The organism is Pseudomonas sp. URMO17WK12:I12 (assembly GCF_000514395.1).
GTDB classification, from domain to species: Bacteria; Pseudomonadota; Gammaproteobacteria; order Pseudomonadales; family Pseudomonadaceae; genus Aquipseudomonas; species Aquipseudomonas mucoides.
This window is the reverse complement of record NZ_AZVV01000006.1, coordinates 118011-137469: the sequence shown is the minus strand read 5'-3', so window position 1 is coordinate 137469 and position 19459 is coordinate 118011. Positions and strand designations below refer to the sequence as shown.

15 protein-coding genes are annotated in these 19459 nt (G+C 59.2%); 8 read left to right on the top strand and 7 right to left on the bottom strand.

Annotation, left to right across the window (positions count from 1 at the left end; translation table 11 throughout):
• Positions 1-100 precede the first annotated feature (100 nt).
• Positions 101-880, top strand: coding sequence for a carboxy-S-adenosyl-L-methionine synthase CmoA (gene cmoA / locus D882_RS0108175; protein ID WP_177327598.1), 780 nt, complete (start codon positions 101-103; stop codon positions 878-880).
• Positions 877-1833 carry a tRNA 5-methoxyuridine(34)/uridine 5-oxyacetic acid(34) synthase CmoB gene (gene cmoB, locus D882_RS0108170; protein WP_027922777.1) on the top strand — a complete coding sequence of 319 codons (957 nt, stop codon included), beginning with the start codon at positions 877-879 and terminating at the stop codon, positions 1831-1833. Before cmoA ends, cmoB begins: the two co-directional genes overlap by 4 nt.
• A 156-nt stretch (positions 1834-1989) precedes the next feature.
• Here the strand turns inward: cmoB and tadA are convergent, their stop codons facing one another.
• Positions 1990-2487 carry a tRNA adenosine(34) deaminase TadA gene (gene tadA, locus D882_RS0108165; protein ID WP_027922776.1) on the bottom strand — a complete coding sequence of 166 codons (498 nt, stop codon included), beginning with the start codon at positions 2485-2487 and terminating at the stop codon, positions 1990-1992.
• Entirely contained in the window at positions 2487-3863 is a 1377-nt protein-coding gene (locus tag D882_RS0108160) for a multicopper oxidase family protein (protein WP_027922775.1), read from the bottom strand. The genes tadA and D882_RS0108160 overlap by 1 nt, the downstream gene beginning before the upstream one ends.
• A 228-nt stretch (positions 3864-4091) precedes the next feature.
• On the opposite strand from D882_RS0108160, the gene D882_RS0108155 reads away from it, so the two are divergent.
• On the top strand, positions 4092-8837 hold the full coding sequence (locus D882_RS0108155) for a membrane-targeted effector domain-containing toxin (protein WP_027922774.1): 4746 nt from the start codon (positions 4092-4094) through the stop codon (positions 8835-8837).
• 72 nt (positions 8838-8909) lie between these two features.
• Here the strand turns inward: D882_RS0108155 and guaA are convergent, their stop codons facing one another.
• The 4 genes from guaA to D882_RS0108135 form a co-directional block, all read right to left on the bottom strand.
• The gene (guaA, locus tag D882_RS0108150; RefSeq protein ID WP_027922773.1) at positions 8910-10487 is read right to left on the bottom strand and encodes a glutamine-hydrolyzing GMP synthase; all 1578 of its coding nucleotides are present in this window, start codon (positions 10485-10487) and stop codon (positions 8910-8912) included.
• A 99-nt stretch (positions 10488-10586) separates the two neighbouring features.
• Positions 10587-12056, bottom strand: coding sequence for an IMP dehydrogenase (gene guaB / locus D882_RS0108145; protein ID WP_027922772.1), 1470 nt, complete (start codon positions 12054-12056; stop codon positions 10587-10589).
• Between the two features lie 117 nt (positions 12057-12173).
• Positions 12174-12722 carry a hypothetical protein gene (locus D882_RS0108140; RefSeq protein WP_027922771.1) on the bottom strand — a complete coding sequence of 183 codons (549 nt, stop codon included), beginning with the start codon at positions 12720-12722 and terminating at the stop codon, positions 12174-12176.
• A gap of 162 nt (positions 12723-12884) precedes the next feature.
• Positions 12885-13652: a sulfite exporter TauE/SafE family protein gene (locus D882_RS0108135; protein WP_027922770.1), complete on the bottom strand. Its 768-nt coding sequence runs from the start codon at positions 13650-13652 to the stop codon at positions 12885-12887.
• 100 nt (positions 13653-13752) lie between these two features.
• Between D882_RS0108135 and D882_RS0108130 the strand changes: the two genes are divergently transcribed.
• From D882_RS0108130 to D882_RS0108120, 3 genes are read left to right on the top strand one after another with little or no spacing between them, the layout of a single operon-like run.
• The gene (locus D882_RS0108130; protein WP_027922769.1) at positions 13753-14682 is read left to right on the top strand and encodes a LysR family transcriptional regulator; all 930 of its coding nucleotides are present in this window, start codon (positions 13753-13755) and stop codon (positions 14680-14682) included.
• Between the two features lie 41 nt (positions 14683-14723).
• Complete coding sequence (gene xseA, locus D882_RS0108125; protein WP_027922768.1) at positions 14724-16103, top strand: exodeoxyribonuclease VII large subunit; 1380 nt, start codon at positions 14724-14726, stop codon at positions 16101-16103.
• 3 nt (positions 16104-16106) lie between these two features.
• Positions 16107-16928 (top strand): M23 family metallopeptidase, encoded by an 822-nt coding sequence (locus tag D882_RS0108120; RefSeq protein WP_027922767.1) that lies wholly within the window; start codon positions 16107-16109, stop codon positions 16926-16928.
• A gap of 108 nt (positions 16929-17036) precedes the next feature.
• Here D882_RS0108120 and D882_RS0108115 read toward each other — a convergent pair whose 3' ends face one another.
• The gene (locus D882_RS0108115; protein WP_027922766.1) at positions 17037-17393 is read right to left on the bottom strand and encodes a hypothetical protein; all 357 of its coding nucleotides are present in this window, start codon (positions 17391-17393) and stop codon (positions 17037-17039) included.
• Here D882_RS0108115 and D882_RS1000000132635 point away from each other — a divergent pair.
• The gene (locus D882_RS1000000132635) at positions 17392-17688 is read left to right on the top strand and encodes a hypothetical protein (protein ID WP_027922765.1); all 297 of its coding nucleotides are present in this window, start codon (positions 17392-17394) and stop codon (positions 17686-17688) included. The two genes, D882_RS0108115 and D882_RS1000000132635, sit on opposite strands and share 2 nt — an antisense overlap.
• A gap of 91 nt (positions 17689-17779) precedes the next feature.
• Entirely contained in the window at positions 17780-19459 is a 1680-nt protein-coding gene (leuA, locus tag D882_RS0108105) for a 2-isopropylmalate synthase (RefSeq protein WP_027922764.1), read from the top strand.

Sequence of the window (19459 nt, the reverse complement as noted above, 5' to 3'; positions counted from 1 at the left end):
TCGCAGCCGAACGCAGCCTTCGGCAGCTGCTACAGGATTGCGTACGCCTTCGGCGCGGTTTATCAGACAACCCGCGCATCCCCCCGTCAATTTGGCTAAAATGCCGGCCTTTTCCACCAACGCCGCTGGAACCGCCGTGAGCAAAGAACCCGATCGCCTTTTCGCCCAGCCTTTGGCCCAGGTGCCTGACTTCGCCTTTAACGAGGACGTGGTGCGGGTGTTCCCGGACATGATCAAGCGTTCGGTGCCGGGCTATCCGACCATCGTGGAAAACCTCGGCGTGCTCGCCGCGCAATTCGCCCAGCCCAACAGCGTGCTCTACGACCTCGGTTCGTCCCTGGGCGCTGTGACTCAAGCCTTGCGCCGACACGTGCGCACCGACGGTTGCCGGGTGATCGCTGTGGATAACTCGACGGCAATGGTCGAACGCTGCCGCGAATACCTCAACGGTCAGGACTCGATGTTCCAGGAGTTGCTGCCCGTTGAAGTAATCGAGGGCGACATCCTCGCCCTCGACTTCCAGTCCGCCTCGGTGGTGGCGTTGAACTTCACCCTGCAATTCATCGCCCCGGACCAGCGCACGGCATTGCTGTCGCGCATCCGCCAATCGCTGTTGCCGGGTGGCGCGCTGATCCTGTCGGAGAAGCTGCGTTTCAACGACCCCGAAGAACACGCGCTGCTCACCGACCTGCACGTCGCCTTCAAACGCGCCAACGGCTACAGCGAACTGGAAATCGCCCAGAAACGCAGCGCCATCGAAAACGTCATGAAGCCCGACAGCCTCGAAGAACACCGCGAGCGCCTGCTGGCCGCCGGGTTCTCGAAAGTCGTGCCGTGGTTCCAGTGTCTTAACTTTGCCTCGTTGATTGCCTTGCCATGATTGATCTGTCCCCCCTCGCCCGCCGTCTGGCCGGTACACCACTGGCCGCCTGGGCCAACACCCTGCAAGCGCAACTCGACAAGAAAATGGATAAGGGTCATGGCGACCTGGAACGTTGGCAGAGTGCACTGGATGCATTGCCGAAGATTCAGCCGAGCGAAGTCGACTTGCTCAACGGCCTGATGCTGGACACCGAGTGCGACGACGAAACCCGTGCGCAAATGCGTACCGCGCTGATGGGTTTATCGCCATGGCGCAAAGGACCGTTTGATCTGTTCGGCGTGCACGTCGACACCGAATGGCGTTCAGACTGGAAATGGTCGCGTGTTGCACCGCATCTGGATCTGAAGGGCAAACGCATTCTTGATGTGGGTTGCGGCAACGGTTACTACATGTGGCGCATGCTCGGCGCCGGTGCCGACAGCGTGATCGGCGTTGACCCGAACTGGCTGTTCTTCTGCCAGTTCCAGGCCGTGCAGCGCTACCTGTCAGAACCGAATGCCTGGCACCTGCCATTCCCGTTCGAAGACTTGCCGCCGGAGCTGGAAGGCTTCGATACGGTGTTTTCCATGGGCGTGTTCTATCACCGCCGTTCGCCGATCGAGCATTTGCTGGCGCTGAAGGATTGCCTGGTCAAAGGCGGTGAACTGGTGCTGGAGACGCTGGTGATCGAAGGCGATCAGCAGCAGGTGCTGGTGCCGGAAGACCGTTATGCGCAGATGCGCAACGTGTGGTTCCTGCCGTCGGTGCCGGCGCTGGAATTGTGGTTGCGCCGTGCCGGGTTTACCGATGTGCGTTGCGTGGACGTGAGCGTGACCACGGTCGAGGAACAGCGCGGGACGGAGTGGATGAAGTATCAGTCGCTGAGCGACTTCCTGGATCCGGACGATCACAGCAAAACGATTGAAGGGCTGCCGGCGCCGATGCGTGCGGTCATCGTGGCCCGCAAGTAAACCGAAGCTTTCAGCAACACCGAAGATCAAATGTGGGAGCTGGCTTGCCTGCGATAGCGGAGTGTCAGACAGCAAAGATGTCGACTGTCAGCCCCTCATCGCGGGCAAGCCAGCTCCCACATTGATCGGGTTCTCAAGTTCACTCCTCGGTGCGACTCAATCTGCTGGCTTGGCTCTTCGGGCCTTGAAAAACTCGCTAAGCACCGCCCCGCACTCCTGCGCCAACACCCCGCCTTCAAACAACACCCGGTGGTTCAAAAACCCTTGGGTGAAGAACTGCCCCTGACTCTGCACAATCCCGGCCTTGGGCTCCAGCGCGCCATACACCACCCGCGCAATCCGCGAATGCACGATCAGGCCGGCGCACATGCTGCACGGTTCCAGCGTCACGTACAGCGTGCTGCCCGGCAGACGATAGTTGCTCGCGGCCAAGGCTGCGGCGCGGATCGCGACCATTTCAGCGTGGGCACTCGGGTCGTTGCCGCTGATCGGGCAATTGAAGCCGCGACCGATGATCTCGCCGTCCTGCACCAACACAGCGCCCACGGGCACTTCACCCAACGCTGCGCCTTGTGCAGCCAAGGCCAGGGCTTCGCGCATGAAGTCGCGATCACGGCTGCGGTCGATGATCGCGGCGGGACGTATCTGACGCATCAGGCCACCTCGATAGCGGCCATCAGGCCGGTTTCCATGTGATCGATCACATGGCAATGGAACATCCAGATGCCCGGGTTATCCGCTACCAGCGCCACTTGCGCACGCTCGTTCTTGCCCAACAGATACGTGTCGGTGAAGTACGGAATGACCTTGTGCCGGTTCGAGGCAATGACTTTGAAGCTCATGCCGTGCAAGTGAATCGGGTGCTGATACTGAGTCATGTTCTTCAATTCGAAAATGTAGCTCTTGCCCTTCTCAAGCTTGGCAATCGGGCGGTCGGCGCAGGTCTTGTCCGTGATGTCCCAGGCCTTGCCGTTAATCTGCCACAGGCTCGGCGGTTTACCGTTGCCGACGTTGACCGACACCGAGCCCACCCACTCGAAATTGAAGTTGAGTTTCTCGGCGTTGGCCAGGTCCGGCTCGGCGATCGGGTTCGCAGGCAGTGCCGGCGGCCATGGTGTCGGCGCGTCGGTATTCGCCACTGAGCGCAAGGTGCCCAGGCGAACCGGGCCGTTGCGCAGGGACAATTCCTCACCGGCCGGCGGCGCCTTGATCGCCAGGCAAATACGCATGCCGGGGCCGAGCCAGTATTCCTTGCCCAGCGGACGCGGCTCGATGGGATTGCCATCCAGTGCGTAGATCTGCGCTTCGACACCGGGGATGTTGAGGCGATACGTCAGCGTGTTATCGAGGTTGAGTATGCGCACGCGGGTGATCTGCCCGGCGGGCAAGTCGATCACCGCCTGCGAGACGCCATTGATGGTCGACAAACGTCCCGCCGTACCGCCGCGCGCGGCTTCACGAGGAATGCTGAACGCAACGAAAGCACCCTCTTCATCGACGTGCCAGCTCTTGAGGCTCAGGGTTTTCTCGTACTTGAAACCGGTCGGCTCACGCTCTTCGATGATCAGCGGACCGACCAGCCCGCGACCGAGCTCTTCGCTGCTGTTCACGTGCGGGTGATACCAGTAGCTACCGGCGTCGGGCACGCGGAATTTGTAATCGAAGTACTCACCCGGCAGCACCGGCAATTGCGAGACGTACGGCACGCCATCCATCTCCAGCGGCAAGCGGATGCCGTGCCAGTGAATGGTGGTCGCGACCGGCAGGTGGTTGATGAAACGCACTCGCAGCCAGTCGCCCTGGCGAACCCGCAACTCGGTGCCCGGCGCCGAGGGGCCGAACGCCCAGGCTTCGGTCTTGTGCCCGGCCACCAGTTCGACGTCCAGCGGCGCTGCGATCAGCTCGTAGTCGTGACCTGCGTCAGCGTCAGCCATCTTGCCCAGCCAGTACCGCGACGCGCCCCCCGCTCCGACACCAACGACAACAAGACCGGCCAGGCCACCGAGGATTTGGCGACGGGTAAACGACATGAACTTAACTACCTCACGTATCAGCGACAGGCACGAGGGCCTGCAAAAGGCGAATACGATACACCTGCGGTTGAGAAACAGTAAGGGTGGGGCGGCGGATGGCCGCAGCAGATGCGATCTGCTGCGTGACCCTACACGGTCACGAAAGGCATGTGGGCATAACTATGTAGTGCACTTGCCTTGAGCTAACGGGTCATCCTCACAGCCCATTTCTCAAGGAGCGAGAGCATGCCTGTTGATCAGAATACCGAAGCGTTACCCAATGCTGCCGACAAGGAGCGGCTGAAAACGATTGCCCCCGTCGTTGTGACAGCCTGCCCGGGCTTGAAGGAAGAAGCCCACGCGGTCGCCAGCGAAATCCTGAACAAACACGGCATCACCGGCATGGACCCGGATGAGGTCTGGTGGCATCGGTTCGACAACGTCTCGGCCAGCAGCAACACGGCCTTTCTGAGTTGGGAGCACGCCCCCAAACCCTGTGAATCATTGACCCTGACGCAACTGGTCATCCAGGGATACCGCGTGACCGATCAAGACGACGCCCTCGAACTGAACAGTAACGGCGGGTTTTACACTGAGGATGCAAACGCCAGCATTTTCAATGAAACCAATGAAGTGCGGATGTACCCCAGCAAGGTCCTCACGGACCTGTGGGAGATGAACCTCAGTGAACGTTATCTGAATAAACTGAACGCGTTCTGGGCGACTCATCTCGATGACTTCCGGACCCTGGCCAAATCCAACTACCTCAGCAAAGCCGTCGAGGCGCGTCAAAACGGCCAACTGCAAGAGGAGGATTTCCAGACCGTCGTCAGGGCCGTCGTCGGTGGTGCAACCTGGCCGATCACCCTGGCGACCCTGCAGTCCCAAACCGCTTCGCCTGCAGATCTACGTATCTGCGCGCTGGATGTCGCAGGTCATGTCGCCACCGATATTCTGCGCATTGTTGACCGCAATGGTCGACAGATCACTTACGTTCCCGGTGCCGCACAGGCTTTCCACGTGCAGCCGACAGCGACGGACATGCACTGGTGGATCTTGCTGCAAATGAATGAAGAGCAACCGCGCACGGAGTTCATGACCCATTTCCCGCTGTCGGTACGCAAGGAAGTCCACGACAACATCACCCCGCTGATGAACCAGTTGGTCGGCACCTGGGGAAAATACGACCACCATTTGATCAATCAGAAAAACATCACCATCAGCGGCGATCCCTTCACATGGCAGAGCCGGGCGGTCCAGAGCACGATGCTGGAAGAGGCCGATCTGACGCTGGTGACCCACGGACAAATGCGTAAACAACTTTGGCTGGGTTACCTGGCTGCCGGGCTGCATGTGTTTGGCCCCTTGGCGGTGATGGGTTGGCCAATCGCGTTGCCGGTGATCGGGGCCAGTATCGCCGCGATGGGCTTGAACATCGACAAGGCAGTCAATGGCAAAACGGCGGCGCAACGCAAGGCTGGCGTCATCGGCGCGGTGCTCGATGGCATCAATGCCCTGTTCAATATCCCGATGCTCAAGGAAGCCAGCGTTCTGGAAGAAGTCGGGGCTTCAGTGGATGCCGCCGAAGCCGCCGAAATGGCTTCGCTGAGGGAGTCGGACAGTGCCGCTGAATCTACCGTAACGGAAGATCCGCGTGAGCTCGACAGCGTAGAGTCGAGTCGCCCTCAACCCGAAGGGTCACCTTTATCGCCGAGCGAACCGGTTGTAGTGCCTGAACAATGGCAATGCCATGAGTCACTGGAAAGCGAAATGCTGTCTGCCCAGAGCGGTAAATTTCAGGGGATCTATTCGCTCCATTCCACCCCATCGACCGCAATCAAGATGAACGACGCAGCCTATTACGTGCGTTTCGAAGGCGACGCCAACGGTGCCGGCAAATGGGCAATTATTGATCCAGAAAACCCCGACGCTTTCTCGGGCACGTTCCCCGTTCGCCTGAACGCTGACGGTCAGTGGGAGCTGATACCCCGCACAGGACTGAAAGGCGGAATGCAATCGCCGACCACCAGCGAGTTGGGTGAGCCCTCTCTACCCCAAGACGGGGCATGGGCGCAGGAACCCGGTACTTATGTAAAAAAACTGCGAACGCCCCGCATGAGGGAATGGGCCCTGGGCGGTCCGGATGAGTTTATTACGGTTATTGAGGAAGAAGGACAGGAAGTACGGACCAGTCGATTTGCCTGGCATCAGCGCATTGCTCGTAACCGGCTGATACACGATGCCGAAGCCTATTACGAAGCTCATCCACCGTTGCCCCCCGTACAAACGTCTTCCCCTCCTCCGTTCAAAACGGCGGCCGAGCTGTTTCAAACAGTATCCGAACAAAAGTCCGGGTTGGTCTTGGGCCAGACACCGGGCAGCCTCGCCGGTAGAAAATTGCTGATCGAAAATATGCCGACACTGGCGAAACTTGGCTTCAAGAGGCTCTATCTGCAAGAGCTGCTGACCAACGCCAATCAAATGGATCTGGACACTTTCGCTCGCACCGGGGAAATGCCCGCAGAGCTCGAAGACTACCTGCAAAAACTCGATCTCAAGACGGGTCACGACCCGGAGGGCAAGTTCACTTCCCTGGAACTCGTGAAGGCCGCCAACGCGCAGCATATCCGAGTTCAAGCCGTCGACTGCGCGATTACTTACAACATCAACGGTCATGTCAGCCTCGAGCCGCAACAACAAATGGCACGAAGTTTTTTTGCCAGCGAAGTCATTCAACTCAATGAGCAGGCGCACGGATCAGCCAGTTGGGTGGCGTTGGTCAATCGGGAAAACATGAGTTCCTTCAGGCGTTATCAAGGCATCAGTGAACAGGTGGGCGCTGTGAGTGTGCGCATCGATGAGGTGAGCCCCGGACTGGCGGAGCCCATTACAGCCGATTCCGGAGCAGCGGTGGTGTATGAGGACTCTGCGGACACGCCTGTCTATGATCTTCAGGAAGCCCCCTTTGAGGGCTCGAACACCGTAACGTCATCCATCAAAGGCGATTGGCGGTTACAAGTGGAAAACCCATGGACCTATAGATCCTCGACGAACCTCAAAGCCCTGTTGCCGGAGCCAGGCATGTACACCTTTCAGCGTTCGGACAGTGCCGTGCTTTTGGTCTATCGCAATGGCAACAAGCAGATAGAAGAAACCATTATCAAAACGATGCCCGGCGGATACATCGAACTCGATTCCCCTATATGGCCGGACTTCGTCTTCAAGCCTTTCAATAATCTTGAAGCGCTGAAGAATGCACTGGCCGCAAAGGGCATGAGACTCATGGGTTGGCCTGCTCAACCGTCCAAAGCGGTGGATACCGTTGAACAAGTCGCAACTCAGAACATAACTTCCGAGGCATCAGGGACAAGCGAGGTGCTCGAAAAGCTCATTCCGACTCTGCCTGATATCGAGCCACAGGCCTCGGTGCCGGAGCACTGGCAGAGTAATGAAATTCTGGAAAGCCAGGCCCTGCTGGCCACCGACGGAAAATTCAAGGGCATTTATTCACTGAACTCAAACCCGTCCACCGCGATCCTCATGAACGATCAGGCTTACTACGTTCGTTACGAAGCCGATATCAATGGCGGCGGCACATGGGCCATTATCGACCCGGCTACCCCCCATGCCTCCACGGGGTCAATGCCGGTGCGATTGAATGGCGAGGGCGAATGGGAGCTGGCGCCCAATGCCGGATTGAAGGGCGGCGGCAAAAACCTCAGCAAGCCTGTTCCCGGCCCCTCGAAGCCGACGAATCATGTCCGGCCAACGCCTGATTTTTCCAGGCACTTGACGAGATACGACGCCCCCAATGGACGCTCGCTGAACTTCCTGGCTCTGGGAAAGCCCGAAACCCATATAAAAGTCGTTGCCGCACCTGGCGGGGTCCTCAGAGGGGTTTCCCCCTATGAAGAGTATGTCGCCGGGCGTAGAGCGGTCCTGATCAGGGATGCCATCAGATTCCAGATCCCGAAGAATTTTTTTGCCTCGTTACCGGCCCGCCCGATTCAGCCCGTCATCACGCCCTCCACGACCGTTACGGAGCTCATCGAGAAAGTATTCAACACTGCGCCCGGTCTGGTAATCGGTGAGAGTCAGGACCGCATTGCCAGCATGCGGTTCCTGATCGAAAACATGCCGACGCTGGCGAAGCAAGGCGTCAAGACGATCTACATGCATCGCCTGCTCAACGACTTCAATCAAGTCGACCTGAACGATTTCGCCGAAACCGGGGACATGCATGGGATGCTGGGGAAGTACCTGCAAAAACTGCCAGGCGATCCTGCGGGACAGTTCACCCCCCTCGAAGTCGTCAAGACCGCCCAACAGAACGGCATTCGAATCCAGGCCACCGATTGCCTGGCCAGTTATCGCTATACAGACTCGAATTTCCGCGCCATCTCACGGCAATCCGTCAGGACCTACCTCACCCATACCATCATGAAGGCCACACAAGCCCGCAATGGTGGCGGCAAATGGGTGGTAATCACCGACCAGGAGAGTACCAACACGTTCAGGGGAATGGCCGGCATCAGCGAAACCGAGGGGGGTATCGGTCTACGCATCGAAGAAGTGGGCCCTGACCAGCGTCAGCACCTGGACATCGACCATGGCATCGAAGTCGGCCGTGAAGTTACAGAAATCGCGCCCCTGATGGGCGGTAATGTCGACACCCTGTATGCCGACATCAGCCTGCAGATTCCAACTCAGTTCATTCAGCGATCGCCCGAGCAAATCAATGAGCTGCTGTTCCGCCAAGGCATGTTCACCATTGAAAGTTCGGAGGACACGTTGACGCTGATTCATCGCAGCCGGACCAACCAGATTGTGCGAACGATGATTGCGCGAACGGCGGATGGCGGCTTTCTGATTAACCGTCCTGCCTGGACTGCCGTGCATCAGATCACCTACGCGAATCTGATCAACCTTGTCCACGCACTCAACCGCATGGGCCTGACCCTTGAAGGGCGCCTGCCCTCTGTAGCGGCCTGATCGCAAAAAGGCCCCGTGAACTTGCGCTCACGGGGCCTTTCAGGTGTTACGGACGATCAGTTTAAACCGGGATCACTCCCACTCGATCGTCGCTGGTGGCTTGCTCGACACGTCATAGGTAACGCGGGAGATGCCTTCGATTTCGTTGATGATCCGGCCGCTGACGGTTTCCAGCAGTTCGTAAGGCAGGTGAGCCCAACGCGCAGTCATGAAGTCGATGGTTTCCACCGCACGCAGGGCCACGACCCAGGCGTAACGACGGCCATCGCCCACAACGCCAACCGATTTCACTGGCTGGAACACCACGAACGCCTGGCTGACCTTGTGGTACCAGTCGGCTTTGCGCAGTTCTTCGATGAAGATGTGGTCGGCACGACGCAGCAGGTCGGCGTATTCCTTCTTCACTTCACCGAGGATGCGCACGCCCAGGCCCGGGCCCGGGAACGGGTGACGGTAGACCATGTCGTACGGCAGGCCCAGTTCCAGGCCCAGACGACGGACTTCGTCCTTGAACAGCTCGCGCAGGGGTTCAACCAGCTTGAGGTTCATTTCTTCCGGCAGGCCGCCCACGTTGTGGTGCGACTTGATCACGTGAGCCTTGCCGCTTTTGGCGCCAGCCGACTCGATCACGTCCGGGTAGATGGTGCCTTGGGCGAGGTACTTGATGTTGTCCAGTTTGTTCGACTGGGCATCGAAGACGTCGATGAAGGTACGGCCGATGATTTTGCGTTTCTTCTCTGGATCGCTTTCGCCAGCCAGGTTGTTCAGGAACTGGTCTTCGGCGTTGGCGCGGATCACCTTGACGCCCATGTTCTCGGCGAACATGGCCATCACTTGCTCACCTTCGTGCAGACGCAGCAGGCCGTTGTCGACGAAGACGCAGGTCAGTTGGTCGCCAATGGCTTTGTGCAGCAGTGCGGCAACCACCGAGGAGTCAACGCCACCGGACAAGCCGAGCAGTACGTTGTCGGTGCCGACCTGGGCGCGGATGTTGGCAATGGCGTCTTCAGCAATCTTCGAAGGCGTCCACAGGGCTTCGCAGCCGCAGATGTCGAGGATGAAGCGCGACAGGATGCGACCACCCTGCTTGGTGTGGGTCACTTCCGGGTGGAACTGCACGCCGTAGTAGCCGCGAGCATCGTTGAACATACCGGCGATCGGGCAGCTTGGCGTACTGGCCAGGATGTGGAAGTCCTGCGGCATCTTGGTGACTTTGTCACCGTGGCTCATCCACACGTCGAGGCCAAACAGGCCGTCGGCGTCGATATGGTCTTCGATGCCGTCGAGCAGGCGGCTCTTGCCGACGACGTCAACGCGAGCGTAACCGAACTCACGCAATTCGGAACCTTCGACCTTGCCACCCAGCTGTTCAGCCATGGTCTGCATGCCGTAGCAGATACCGAAGACCGGTACGCCCAGGTCAAACACCGCTTGCGGGCAGCGCGGGCTGTCAGCGACGTGCACGGACTCGGGGCCGCCGGCGAGAATGACGCCTTTTGGAGCGAATTCGCGGATCGCTTCGTCGTCCATGTCGAACGGATGCAGTTCGCAGTACACGCCGATTTCACGCACACGGCGGGCAATCAGCTGGGTGTACTGGGAACCGAAGTCGAGGATCAGGATGCGGTGGGCGTGAATGTCGAGGGCCATGATTCAGTCTCGTCTAAGTAATTCAGAAACAGTCGTGATTCAGAAACAACTCGGGGCTGAATAAAACAGCCCCGGTTACTTAACTTTTTGCTTGAAGCCTCAACCTACGCGGTAGTTTGGCGCTTCTTTGGTGATTTGTACGTCGTGAACGTGGGACTCGGCCATGCCAGCACCGGTGATCCGCACGAACTCAGGCTTGGTGCGCATTTCTTCGATGTCGGCACTGCCGGTGTAGCCCATCGAGGAACGCAGGCCGCCCATCAGTTGATGGATGATGGCGCTCAGGGTGCCCTTGTAAGGAACACGCCCTTCGATGCCTTCCGGAACCAGTTTCTCGGCGCCTGCCGAGGAGTCCTGGAAGTAACGGTCGGAGGAACCTTGAGCCTGGGACATGGCGCCCAGCGAACCCATGCCACGGTAAGCCTTGTACGAACGACCCTGGAACAGTTCGATCTCGCCCGGCGCTTCTTCAGTACCGGCGAACATCGAGCCCATCATCACGCAGGAAGCACCGGCAACGATGGCCTTGGACAGGTCACCGGAGAAACGGATGCCGCCGTCGGCGATCAACGGAACGCCAGTGCCTTCAAGGGCAGCGGCGACGTTGGCGATGGCACTGATTTGCGGAACGCCGACACCGGCGACGATACGGGTGGTGCAGATCGAGCCAGGGCCGATACCGACCTTGACGGCGTCAGCGCCGGCTTCGGCCAGGGCCTTGGCGGCAGCGCCGGTGGCGATGTTGCCGCCGATGACCTGCACTTCAGGGAAATTCTGTTTGACCCAGCGAACGCGGTCGATCACGCCTTTGGAGTGACCGTGAGCGGTGTCGACCACCACCACGTCAACGCCGGCATTGACCAGGGCTGCGACGCGATCACCGGTGTCTTTACCGGTACCGACTGCAGCGCCTACACGCAGACGACCTTGATCGTCCTTGCTGGCCAGTGGGTAAGCCTTGGCTTTTTCGATGTCGTTGACGGTCATCATGCCTTTGAGGGCGAATTTGTCGTCGACGATCAGTACGCGTTCGATGCGGTGCTTGTGCAACAACTCGCGAACGTCGTTCTTGTCCGCGCCTTCCTTGACCGTGACCAGACGCTCTTTAGGCGTCATCACTTCACGGACGGAGACGTCCAAGCGGTTCTCGAAGCGCACGTCACGGGAAGTGACGATGCCGACCAGGTCGCCATTGTGCAGTACCGGAACGCCGGAGATGTTGTGCATGCGGGTCAGTTCGAACAGTTCACGAACCGTGGCGTCAGCCTCGATAGTGATCGGGTCCTTGACCACGCCGGCTTCGTAACGCTTGACCTTACGCACTTCGGCAGCTTGCTGCTCGATGGTCATGTTCTTGTGGATGATACCGATGCCACCTTCCTGAGCCATGGCGATTGCCAGACGGGCTTCAGTAACGGTGTCCATGGCGGCAGAAACCAGAGGAATGTTCAGCTCGATGCCACGGGTTAGGCGGGTCTTGAGACTGACTTCGTTAGGAAGTACCTCGGAATAACCGGGCACTAGGAGAATGTCGTCGAATGTCAGAGCTTCTTGGCTGATACGCAGCATCGCGGGGGCTCCCGAGCGGGAAAATGGAAGCGCGCCATTATAGTCAGACACCCCCTCAGGTTCAATGTAAAACTCTGTCTATTATTAGCATTACTGATATACGGGATTTCTCGCGGCCTACAATTCAACTTTGACCCAACTCACCGGCTGATCCAGCCAATCGGCAAATTCGTCGATAAAGCTCTGCTTGAACCCGGCTTCTGCCCAGTTATTGAAGATGAATCCGAGGTTGGAAAAACCGCACTCCTGCAGGAACAGAAACCCGTTGATGTCATCTTCATGCCCGCATTCTGGACAGGTGAAGTTGTCGGTGCGGCCGGGCATCCAGTCTTCCAGGCTTTCGAACAGTGCTTCGCCGACTTCCTTGCGGCATTCGGCGCAGCCCGCCTCGCTCAGGAAACCTTTGGCCGGCGTGTAGATGCAGCGCTTGGTGATGATCTCCAGACCATTGATTGGCTCGCCAAATGGCAGCGCTTCGGGGTGCAGGACCACGGCGCGGGCTCCGTCGGCGATGGCATGGCCCATGCGATTGCCGGTGCGGCCGCACGTCGTGAGCTCTTCCTTGATGATGTTTTTGCGCACCAGCCACCGCACGACCGCCCGGGCCCGGGGTTCGTGCACTGGCAGCGTGGAGATTTTCGGGACGATGATGCTTTGGGAGTTCATGGCACAGCCCTGCAAATACTGAATATTCACCCTTGTAGGAGTGAGCCTGCTCGCGATAGCGGTTTAACATTCAATAATGTTGTCGACTGATACACCGCTATCGCGAGCAGGCTCACTCCTACAGGATTTTCGGGCGGCAGCTTAATCCCTGACATGCTCAGGTCAAGTGCTCAAGTAACGTCCGATCAAGGCAATCCCGCTGGCCAGTACCAACCAGGTCACCAGTCGCACAAACGCTTCGCGCGATAACCTCATGGTCAATCGCCGCCCGATCCATAGCCCCAAGGCCATGGCCGGCAACAAACACAACGCCAATACCAACAAGGGTAGCTCGGCGTACACACCTGCGACGGCAAACAGGCTCAAGCGCACCACCGTGCTGCAACTGATCAGCGCACTCTGGGTTGCGCGGGCCGCCTCTTTGGGCAATCGGCTGTTCAAATAGATCGCATATAAGAAGCCGCCACTGCCAAACAACGCCCCGAACATCCCGCCCACCGCGCCCATCGGCACCGCCCACGCGGCGGATAACTGTGTCGGACGGGTTTTGACCCACAGGCTGTAAATCGCATAAGCACTGATAAATAGCCCCATCAGCAGCAGCAAAACGTCGGATTTCAGGTTCAGCAGAAAGATCACCCCCAGTGTGCACCCCACCGCCATGCACGGTAGCAACCGCAGCAACTCGGGTTTCGCCACATCACGCCGCGAGGGCAGCAGATTGCCGAACGCCGCGACAAAATCCAGCAGCACCAGCAATGGCACGATCTTCGACAACGGCATGAACAGAATCAGAATCGGCCCCGCCACCAGCGCGGTGCCGAAACCGGCTATGCCGAACACGATATAAGCCAGAGCGATGCCCAGCCCGATGATCAGCCAATCCGTTGTGCCGAAGGGCCATTGGTGCAACATCTCAAACAGGTTCATCTGCACGCCTTCATTAATTACCTGTGATGACTTTAGCCAGCGCCGAGTCTTGCGACTAATATCTTCAAAGTCGCCCTCTCATCTCAAAAAGGCATGACTCGTGCTTTCAACCCGTCAATTGCGTTACTTCGTGGAAATCGCCGAGTGTGGGAGTTTCAGTGCAGCCGCTGAGCGTTTGTTTGTCGCGCAGTCAGCCTTGAGCCGGCAGATCAAGGACATGGAAACCCGTCTGCAAACCCCCTTGTTCGAACGCACTGCACGTCTGCCCCGGCTGACGGCGGCCGGTGAAGCCTTCCTGCCCAGGGCCAGAAACCTGCTGATCGAATTGACCAAGGCCAGTGAGATGACTACCCAGGTCGGAAATGGAGAACTCGGCACCTTGCGTCTTAGCCACTCAAGCACCGTGCCCATGAGTGGCCGCCTGCTGCGAGGCATCAGCGGCTATCTGAGCCAGCATGTCGGCGTGTCCATGGAGATCGCCAAGCTGTCTTCCGAAGCGCAACTTGAAGCGTTGGCCGACAGTCAGCTGGATGTCGGACTGCTGCGGCTACCGGTATTGCGCCAATGTGAAGGCGTGCAGATTGTTCCGTTGTACAGCGAACGCTTGCTGCTGGCCGTTCCCCCCAATCATCGACTGGCTGTGGATAACTCCGCTCAGGGCATCGATCTGGCGCAACTGAAGGATGAAGCCTTTATCTCCATTCCTCATCCCCAGCGCGGCGGCCTGAGTTATCTATCCGCCGAGCTGTGCATGCGTCAGGGTTTCTTCCCGAGAGCGGCCCGAGTGGTGTCGCGCAAAACCACACAACTGCAATTGATTCAGGCCGGGTTCGGCATCGCCCTGCTGCCGGAATCGATGCGGGACATTGCGCCATCTGACATTCACTTCCTGCCCCTGGCAGACCCGGATTGCCTCAGCACCGTCGCCCTCGCCTGCCGGCAGAATCCCACGACGCTGGTTCAACACTTCATCAATGTCTGCACAGATCATTGTGGGAGCGAGCCTGCTCCCACAGGGGATTTGCGCTGACTCATGGAGATTCGAAGTCGAATGCCTTTAAACTGCGCCCCATGATTAAAGATCCCTTTGCAAGACTCGGCCTGGACCGTGAAGTCCTGACTGTCAGCCAGCTCAACGGCCGCGCGCGGGTGTTGCTCGAAGACGTGTTCAGCAATATCTGGGTCGAAGGCGAAATCTCCAACCTCGCCCGCCCGGCGTCCGGCCACGTGTATTTCACCCTCAAGGACAGCGGCGCCCAAGTGCGTTGCGCGCTGTTCCGGCAGAACGCTGCGCGGGTTCGCCAAGCCTTGAAGGATGGCCTGGCGGTCAAAGTCCGCGGCAAGGTTTCGTTGTTCGAGGGGCGCGGCGATTATCAGCTGATCCTCGACACCGTGGAGCCGGCCGGTGACGGCGCACTGCGTTTGGCCTTCGATGCCTTGAAGGAAAAGCTCAGCGCCGAAGGTCTGTTCAGTGCCGAGCGCAAAGTGCCGCTTCCAGCGCACCCGCAACGCATCGGCATCATCAGTTCGCCGACCGGCGCAGTGATTCGCGACATTATCAGCGTGTTCCGCCGCCGTGCTCCGCAGATCCAGCTGACGCTGATTCCCACCGCCGTGCAAGGTCGCGAAGCCACCGCGCAGATTGTCCGCGCGCTGAAACTGGCGGACGCCCGTGGTTTCGACGCGCTGATCCTGGCCCGTGGTGGTGGTTCGCTGGAAGACCTCTGGTGCTTCAACGAAGAAGCGGTGGCCCGCGCCGTTGATGCCTGCGTCACACCGATTGTCAGCGCCGTCGGTCACGAAACCGACGTATCGATCAGTGACTTCGTGGCCGACGTTCGCGCCCCGACGCCCTCCGCTGCCGCCGAACTGCTCGCCCCGGATTCCAGCGATCTGGTGCGCAGGGTCGAAAGCCTGCATCGCCGGCTGGTGATGCGCATGCGTGACCGCTTGATGCGCGACCGCCTGCGTCTGGAGGGCATCTCTCGCCGCCTGCGCCACCCCGGCGAACGCCTGCGCCAGCAAGCGCAGCGTCTGGATGATCTGGACATGCGCTTGCGGCGCGCCTTCGAACGCAGCCTCAACACCCGTCGCGAACGTTTGATTCGCCTGGAAACCCGCCTCGCCGGGCAACATCCTGGCCGGCAACTGGCGATGCTCCGCCAGCGCCTCGACAGCCTCGCCGAACGCCTGCCCCGTGCCATCCGCGAAGGCCTCAAGTCGCGGCGCCTGCAACTGCAAAGCCAAGTGCAGACGTTGCAGGTGGTCAGCCCGCTGGCGACCCTTGCCCGTGGTTACAGCATTCTGCTGGACGAGCGCGGCAACGCGATCCGCAGCGCCGAACAAACCCATAACGGTCAGCGCCTGAAGGCCAAGCTCGGCGACGGCGAACTGCAAGTTCGGGTCGAAGACAATCACCTGACGCCTGTCACCCTTTCTTTACTGGATTGATCCATGCCGCGTTTTTTAGCTCCGCTGCTGTTGCTGTGCCTGACCTTCAACGCCCACGCCGACAGCTACATCACTCGCCTGTTGAACAAACCGGTGCCGGGCGGCGTGGCCGTGGTGGATCTGGGCGCCGGGGCCCAGGCACCGAAAGCCAGCTATCAAGGCAAACCGGTGCTGGTGGTCAAGGAACAGAACAACTGGCTGGCGATTGTCGGCGTGCCGTTGACCGTGAAACCGGGCACGCAGCAGATCAGCAACGGCGGTCGCAGCCTGAACTTCACCGTCGGCAACAAGAAATACCCGGAACAACACATCACCCTGAAAAATACCCAGCAGGTCAATCCGAACCCGGACAACCTCAAGCGCATCGAAGGCGAACTGGCCGAGCAGATCCAGGCCTACCGCAGCTTCAGCCCGAACACTCCGAGCAACCTGTTGCTGGACAAACCGGTCAACGGACCGCTGTCGAGCAAGTTTGGCGTGCGCCGCTTCTTTAATGGTGAAGAGCGCAATCCGCACGCGGGGCTGGACTTCGCCGTGCCTGCAGGTACGCCGATCAAGACGCCGGCCGCGGGCAAGGTGATTCTGATCGGCAACTACTTCTTCAACGGCAACACGGTGTTTGTCGATCATGGCCAGGGCTTTATCAGCATGTTCTGCCATATGTCGAAAATCGATGTGAAGGTTGGGCAGCAGTTGGCGCGTGGTGGAGTGGTAGGCAAGGTCGGTGCGACTGGCCGTGCGACCGGGCCGCATATGCACTGGAATGTCAGCCTGAATGATGCGCGGGTGGATCCGGCGATTTTTATTGGGGCGTTTCAACCCTGAATTGTGTGCAAAGGCTGATGGCCTCTTCGCGGGCAAGCCCGCTCCCACATGGGATCTCCAACCCTGTGGGAGCGTGCTTGCCCGCGATGGCGGCATCACAGACGCCTTCTATTCAGCCTCAAGATCCTCAATCCCATGGGCTTCCCGGTCCGCCAGGCAATGCCTGATCCACTCCTGAGTCTCCGCCGAAAACCCCGCCAGTTCCTCAGACGTGATCAACTCCCGCGCGCACAACCCAAGCAAGTGCGACCGCGCCTCATGCCGTGAAAACCTGAACACACCAAACGCCCAATACAGCTCCTTTTGCCTGCACTGAAGCAGCTCTTCAGTGGCTTCAATCCGCTCGTAAGGCGTCAGGCTTTTATCCGCCACGGTGCGCTCGACCTCCTCCATGATCCGGATACACATCCGCTCATGGGCCAACGGCCGCAACGCGCTATACCGCTTCCAGTCCGACTCGTTCATGTCCGACTCCTGCCTTGATCAGGCTTTAAGCATAGCCGCGCTCAAGCGGCCGTCATCGCAATTCTACAATTGCGCAGTGCTCAAACCTCGCGCAATCATCAAAACAATCAGCCCCGCTCACAGCAATAAAATCTCGATAAAACTGCCTTTTCGGGTATTCCTCTCAATTTTTTTCGACCGCTTGCCATCCTTCACCCTCGCGGTTAGGGTTGAAGGCATGAAAACCTTTCACACCCTCATTCAGCTTCGCCAGCACCGCAGCCTGTGCCTCGTCAGCGCACGACTGCCAGGCTGAATCGCGGTGCCTCGCCCTACGCTTTTCCCCAAGAACATTTGATCCACCGGCAGGCCGCCTTTTTTCGGCCCACACAATAAGGATTCCCCCGATGAGCATGCTCAAAGACCCGTCTTCGAAATACCGTGCGTTCCCGACCATCGATATCCCGGATCGCACCTGGCCGTCGAAGACCATCACCGCCGCGCCGATCTGGTGCAGCTCTGACCTTCGTGATGGCAACCAGTCGCTGATCGAGCCAATGGATGCGGTCAAGAAGCTGCGCTTCTGGAAAACCCTCGTGGCTGTCGGCGTGAAAGAAATCGAAGCCTCGTTCCCGGCCGCATCGCAAACCGACTTCGATTTCGTGCGTACCCTGATCGAAGGCAACCACATCCCGGACGACACCACCATTCAGGTGCTGACCCAGGGCCGTGAAGACTTGATCGAACGCACTTTCGAATCCTTGCGCGGCGCGAAGAAAGCCATCGTTCACCTGTACAACGCGACCTCCCCTTCCTTCCGCCGGATTGTCTTCAATCAGGACAAGGACGGAATCAAGGAAATCGCCGTCAGCGCGGCCAAGCTGTTCGTCAAATACGCCGCCCAGCAGCCAGACACCGAGTGGACCTTCGAGTACTCGCCAGAGACGTTCAGCGCCACCGAACTGGAATTCGCCAAGGAAGTCTGCGATGCCGTGATCGAGGTCTGGAACCCGACGCCTGAGCACAAGATGATCCTCAACTTGCCTGCCACCGTCGAATGCGCCACCCCGAACATCTACGCTGACCAGATCGAATGGTTCGGCCGTCACATCAACCGTCGTGACAGCGTGATCATCAGCCTGCACACCCACAACGACCGTGGCACCGGTGTCGCTGCTACCGAATTGGGCCTGATGGCCGGTGCCGACCGTGTCGAAGGCTGCCTGTTCGGCAACGGGGAGCGTACCGGTAACGTCGACCTCGTGACCGTGGCGCTGAACCTCTACACCCAGGGTGTTCACCCTGAGCTGGACTTCTCCGACATCGACGGCGTGCGCAAAGTCGTCGAAGAGTGCAACCAGATTCAGGTACACCCTCGTCACCCGTACGTTGGCGACCTGGTGCATACCGCATTCTCCGGCTCGCACCAGGATGCGATCCGCAAGGGCTTCGCCCAGCAGAAACCGGATGCCCTGTGGGAAGTGCCGTACTTGCCGATCGACCCGGCCGACATCGGTCGTAGCTACGAGGCGGTGATCCGCGTCAACAGCCAGTCGGGCAAGGGCGGTATCGCTTACCTGCTGGAACAGGAATACGGCATCAACTTGCCACGCCGCATGCAGATCGAGTTCAGCCAGGTTGTACAACGTGAAACCGATCGCCTCGGCCTGGAAATGACCGCTCAGCAAATCCACGCCTTGCTGCACAGCGAGTACTTGCAGGCCAACACCCCGTACGCGCTGGTTAGCCATCGTCTGCAGGAAGAAAACGGTCACAGTGCGGTGGAAGTGGAAGTCTCCAGCAAAGGTCAGGGCGAAACCAACCTGCACTGGCGCGGCAAGGGCAACGGCGCGCTGGAAGCCCTGGTGGCCGGCCTGCCGATTCCGGTGGAGATCATGGACTACAACGAACACGCGATCGGCGCGGGCACCAATGCCAAGGCAGCGGCCTACATTGAACTGCGTGTGAACGGCGAGCGTGCGGTGCACGGTGTGGGTATCGATGAAAACATCACCACGGCCAGCTTCAAGGCCCTGTTCAGCGCGCTGAACCGCTCGCTGAGCCAGCCGGAAGCCAAAGCGGCGTAA

Excerpts from the sequence above, each read along its gene's own strand:
- cmoA (WP_177327598.1), top strand. The coding sequence starts at position 101 with ATGCCGGCCTTTTCCACCAACGCCGCTGGAACCGCCGTGAGCAAAGAA.
- cmoB (WP_027922777.1), top strand. The coding sequence starts at position 877 with ATGATTGATCTGTCCCCCCTCGCCCGCCGTCTGGCCGGTACACCACTG.
- tadA (WP_027922776.1), bottom strand. The coding sequence starts at position 2,487 with ATGCGTCAGATACGTCCCGCCGCGATCATCGACCGCAGCCGTGATCGC.
- D882_RS0108160 (WP_027922775.1), bottom strand. The coding sequence starts at position 3,863 with ATGTCGTTTACCCGTCGCCAAATCCTCGGTGGCCTGGCCGGTCTTGTT.
- D882_RS0108155 (WP_027922774.1), top strand. The coding sequence starts at position 4,092 with ATGCCTGTTGATCAGAATACCGAAGCGTTACCCAATGCTGCCGACAAG.
- guaA (WP_027922773.1), bottom strand. The coding sequence starts at position 10,487 with ATGGCCCTCGACATTCACGCCCACCGCATCCTGATCCTCGACTTCGGT.
- guaB (WP_027922772.1), bottom strand. The coding sequence starts at position 12,056 with ATGCTGCGTATCAGCCAAGAAGCTCTGACATTCGACGACATTCTCCTA.
- D882_RS0108140 (WP_027922771.1), bottom strand. The coding sequence starts at position 12,722 with ATGAACTCCCAAAGCATCATCGTCCCGAAAATCTCCACGCTGCCAGTG.
- D882_RS0108135 (WP_027922770.1), bottom strand. The coding sequence starts at position 13,652 with ATGAACCTGTTTGAGATGTTGCACCAATGGCCCTTCGGCACAACGGAT.
- xseA (WP_027922768.1), top strand. The coding sequence starts at position 14,724 with ATGATTAAAGATCCCTTTGCAAGACTCGGCCTGGACCGTGAAGTCCTG.
- D882_RS0108120 (WP_027922767.1), top strand. The coding sequence starts at position 16,107 with ATGCCGCGTTTTTTAGCTCCGCTGCTGTTGCTGTGCCTGACCTTCAAC.
- D882_RS1000000132635 (WP_027922765.1), top strand. The coding sequence starts at position 17,392 with ATGTCCGACTCCTGCCTTGATCAGGCTTTAAGCATAGCCGCGCTCAAG.
- D882_RS0108115 (WP_027922766.1), bottom strand. The coding sequence starts at position 17,393 with ATGAACGAGTCGGACTGGAAGCGGTATAGCGCGTTGCGGCCGTTGGCC.
- leuA (WP_027922764.1), top strand. The coding sequence starts at position 17,780 with ATGAGCATGCTCAAAGACCCGTCTTCGAAATACCGTGCGTTCCCGACC.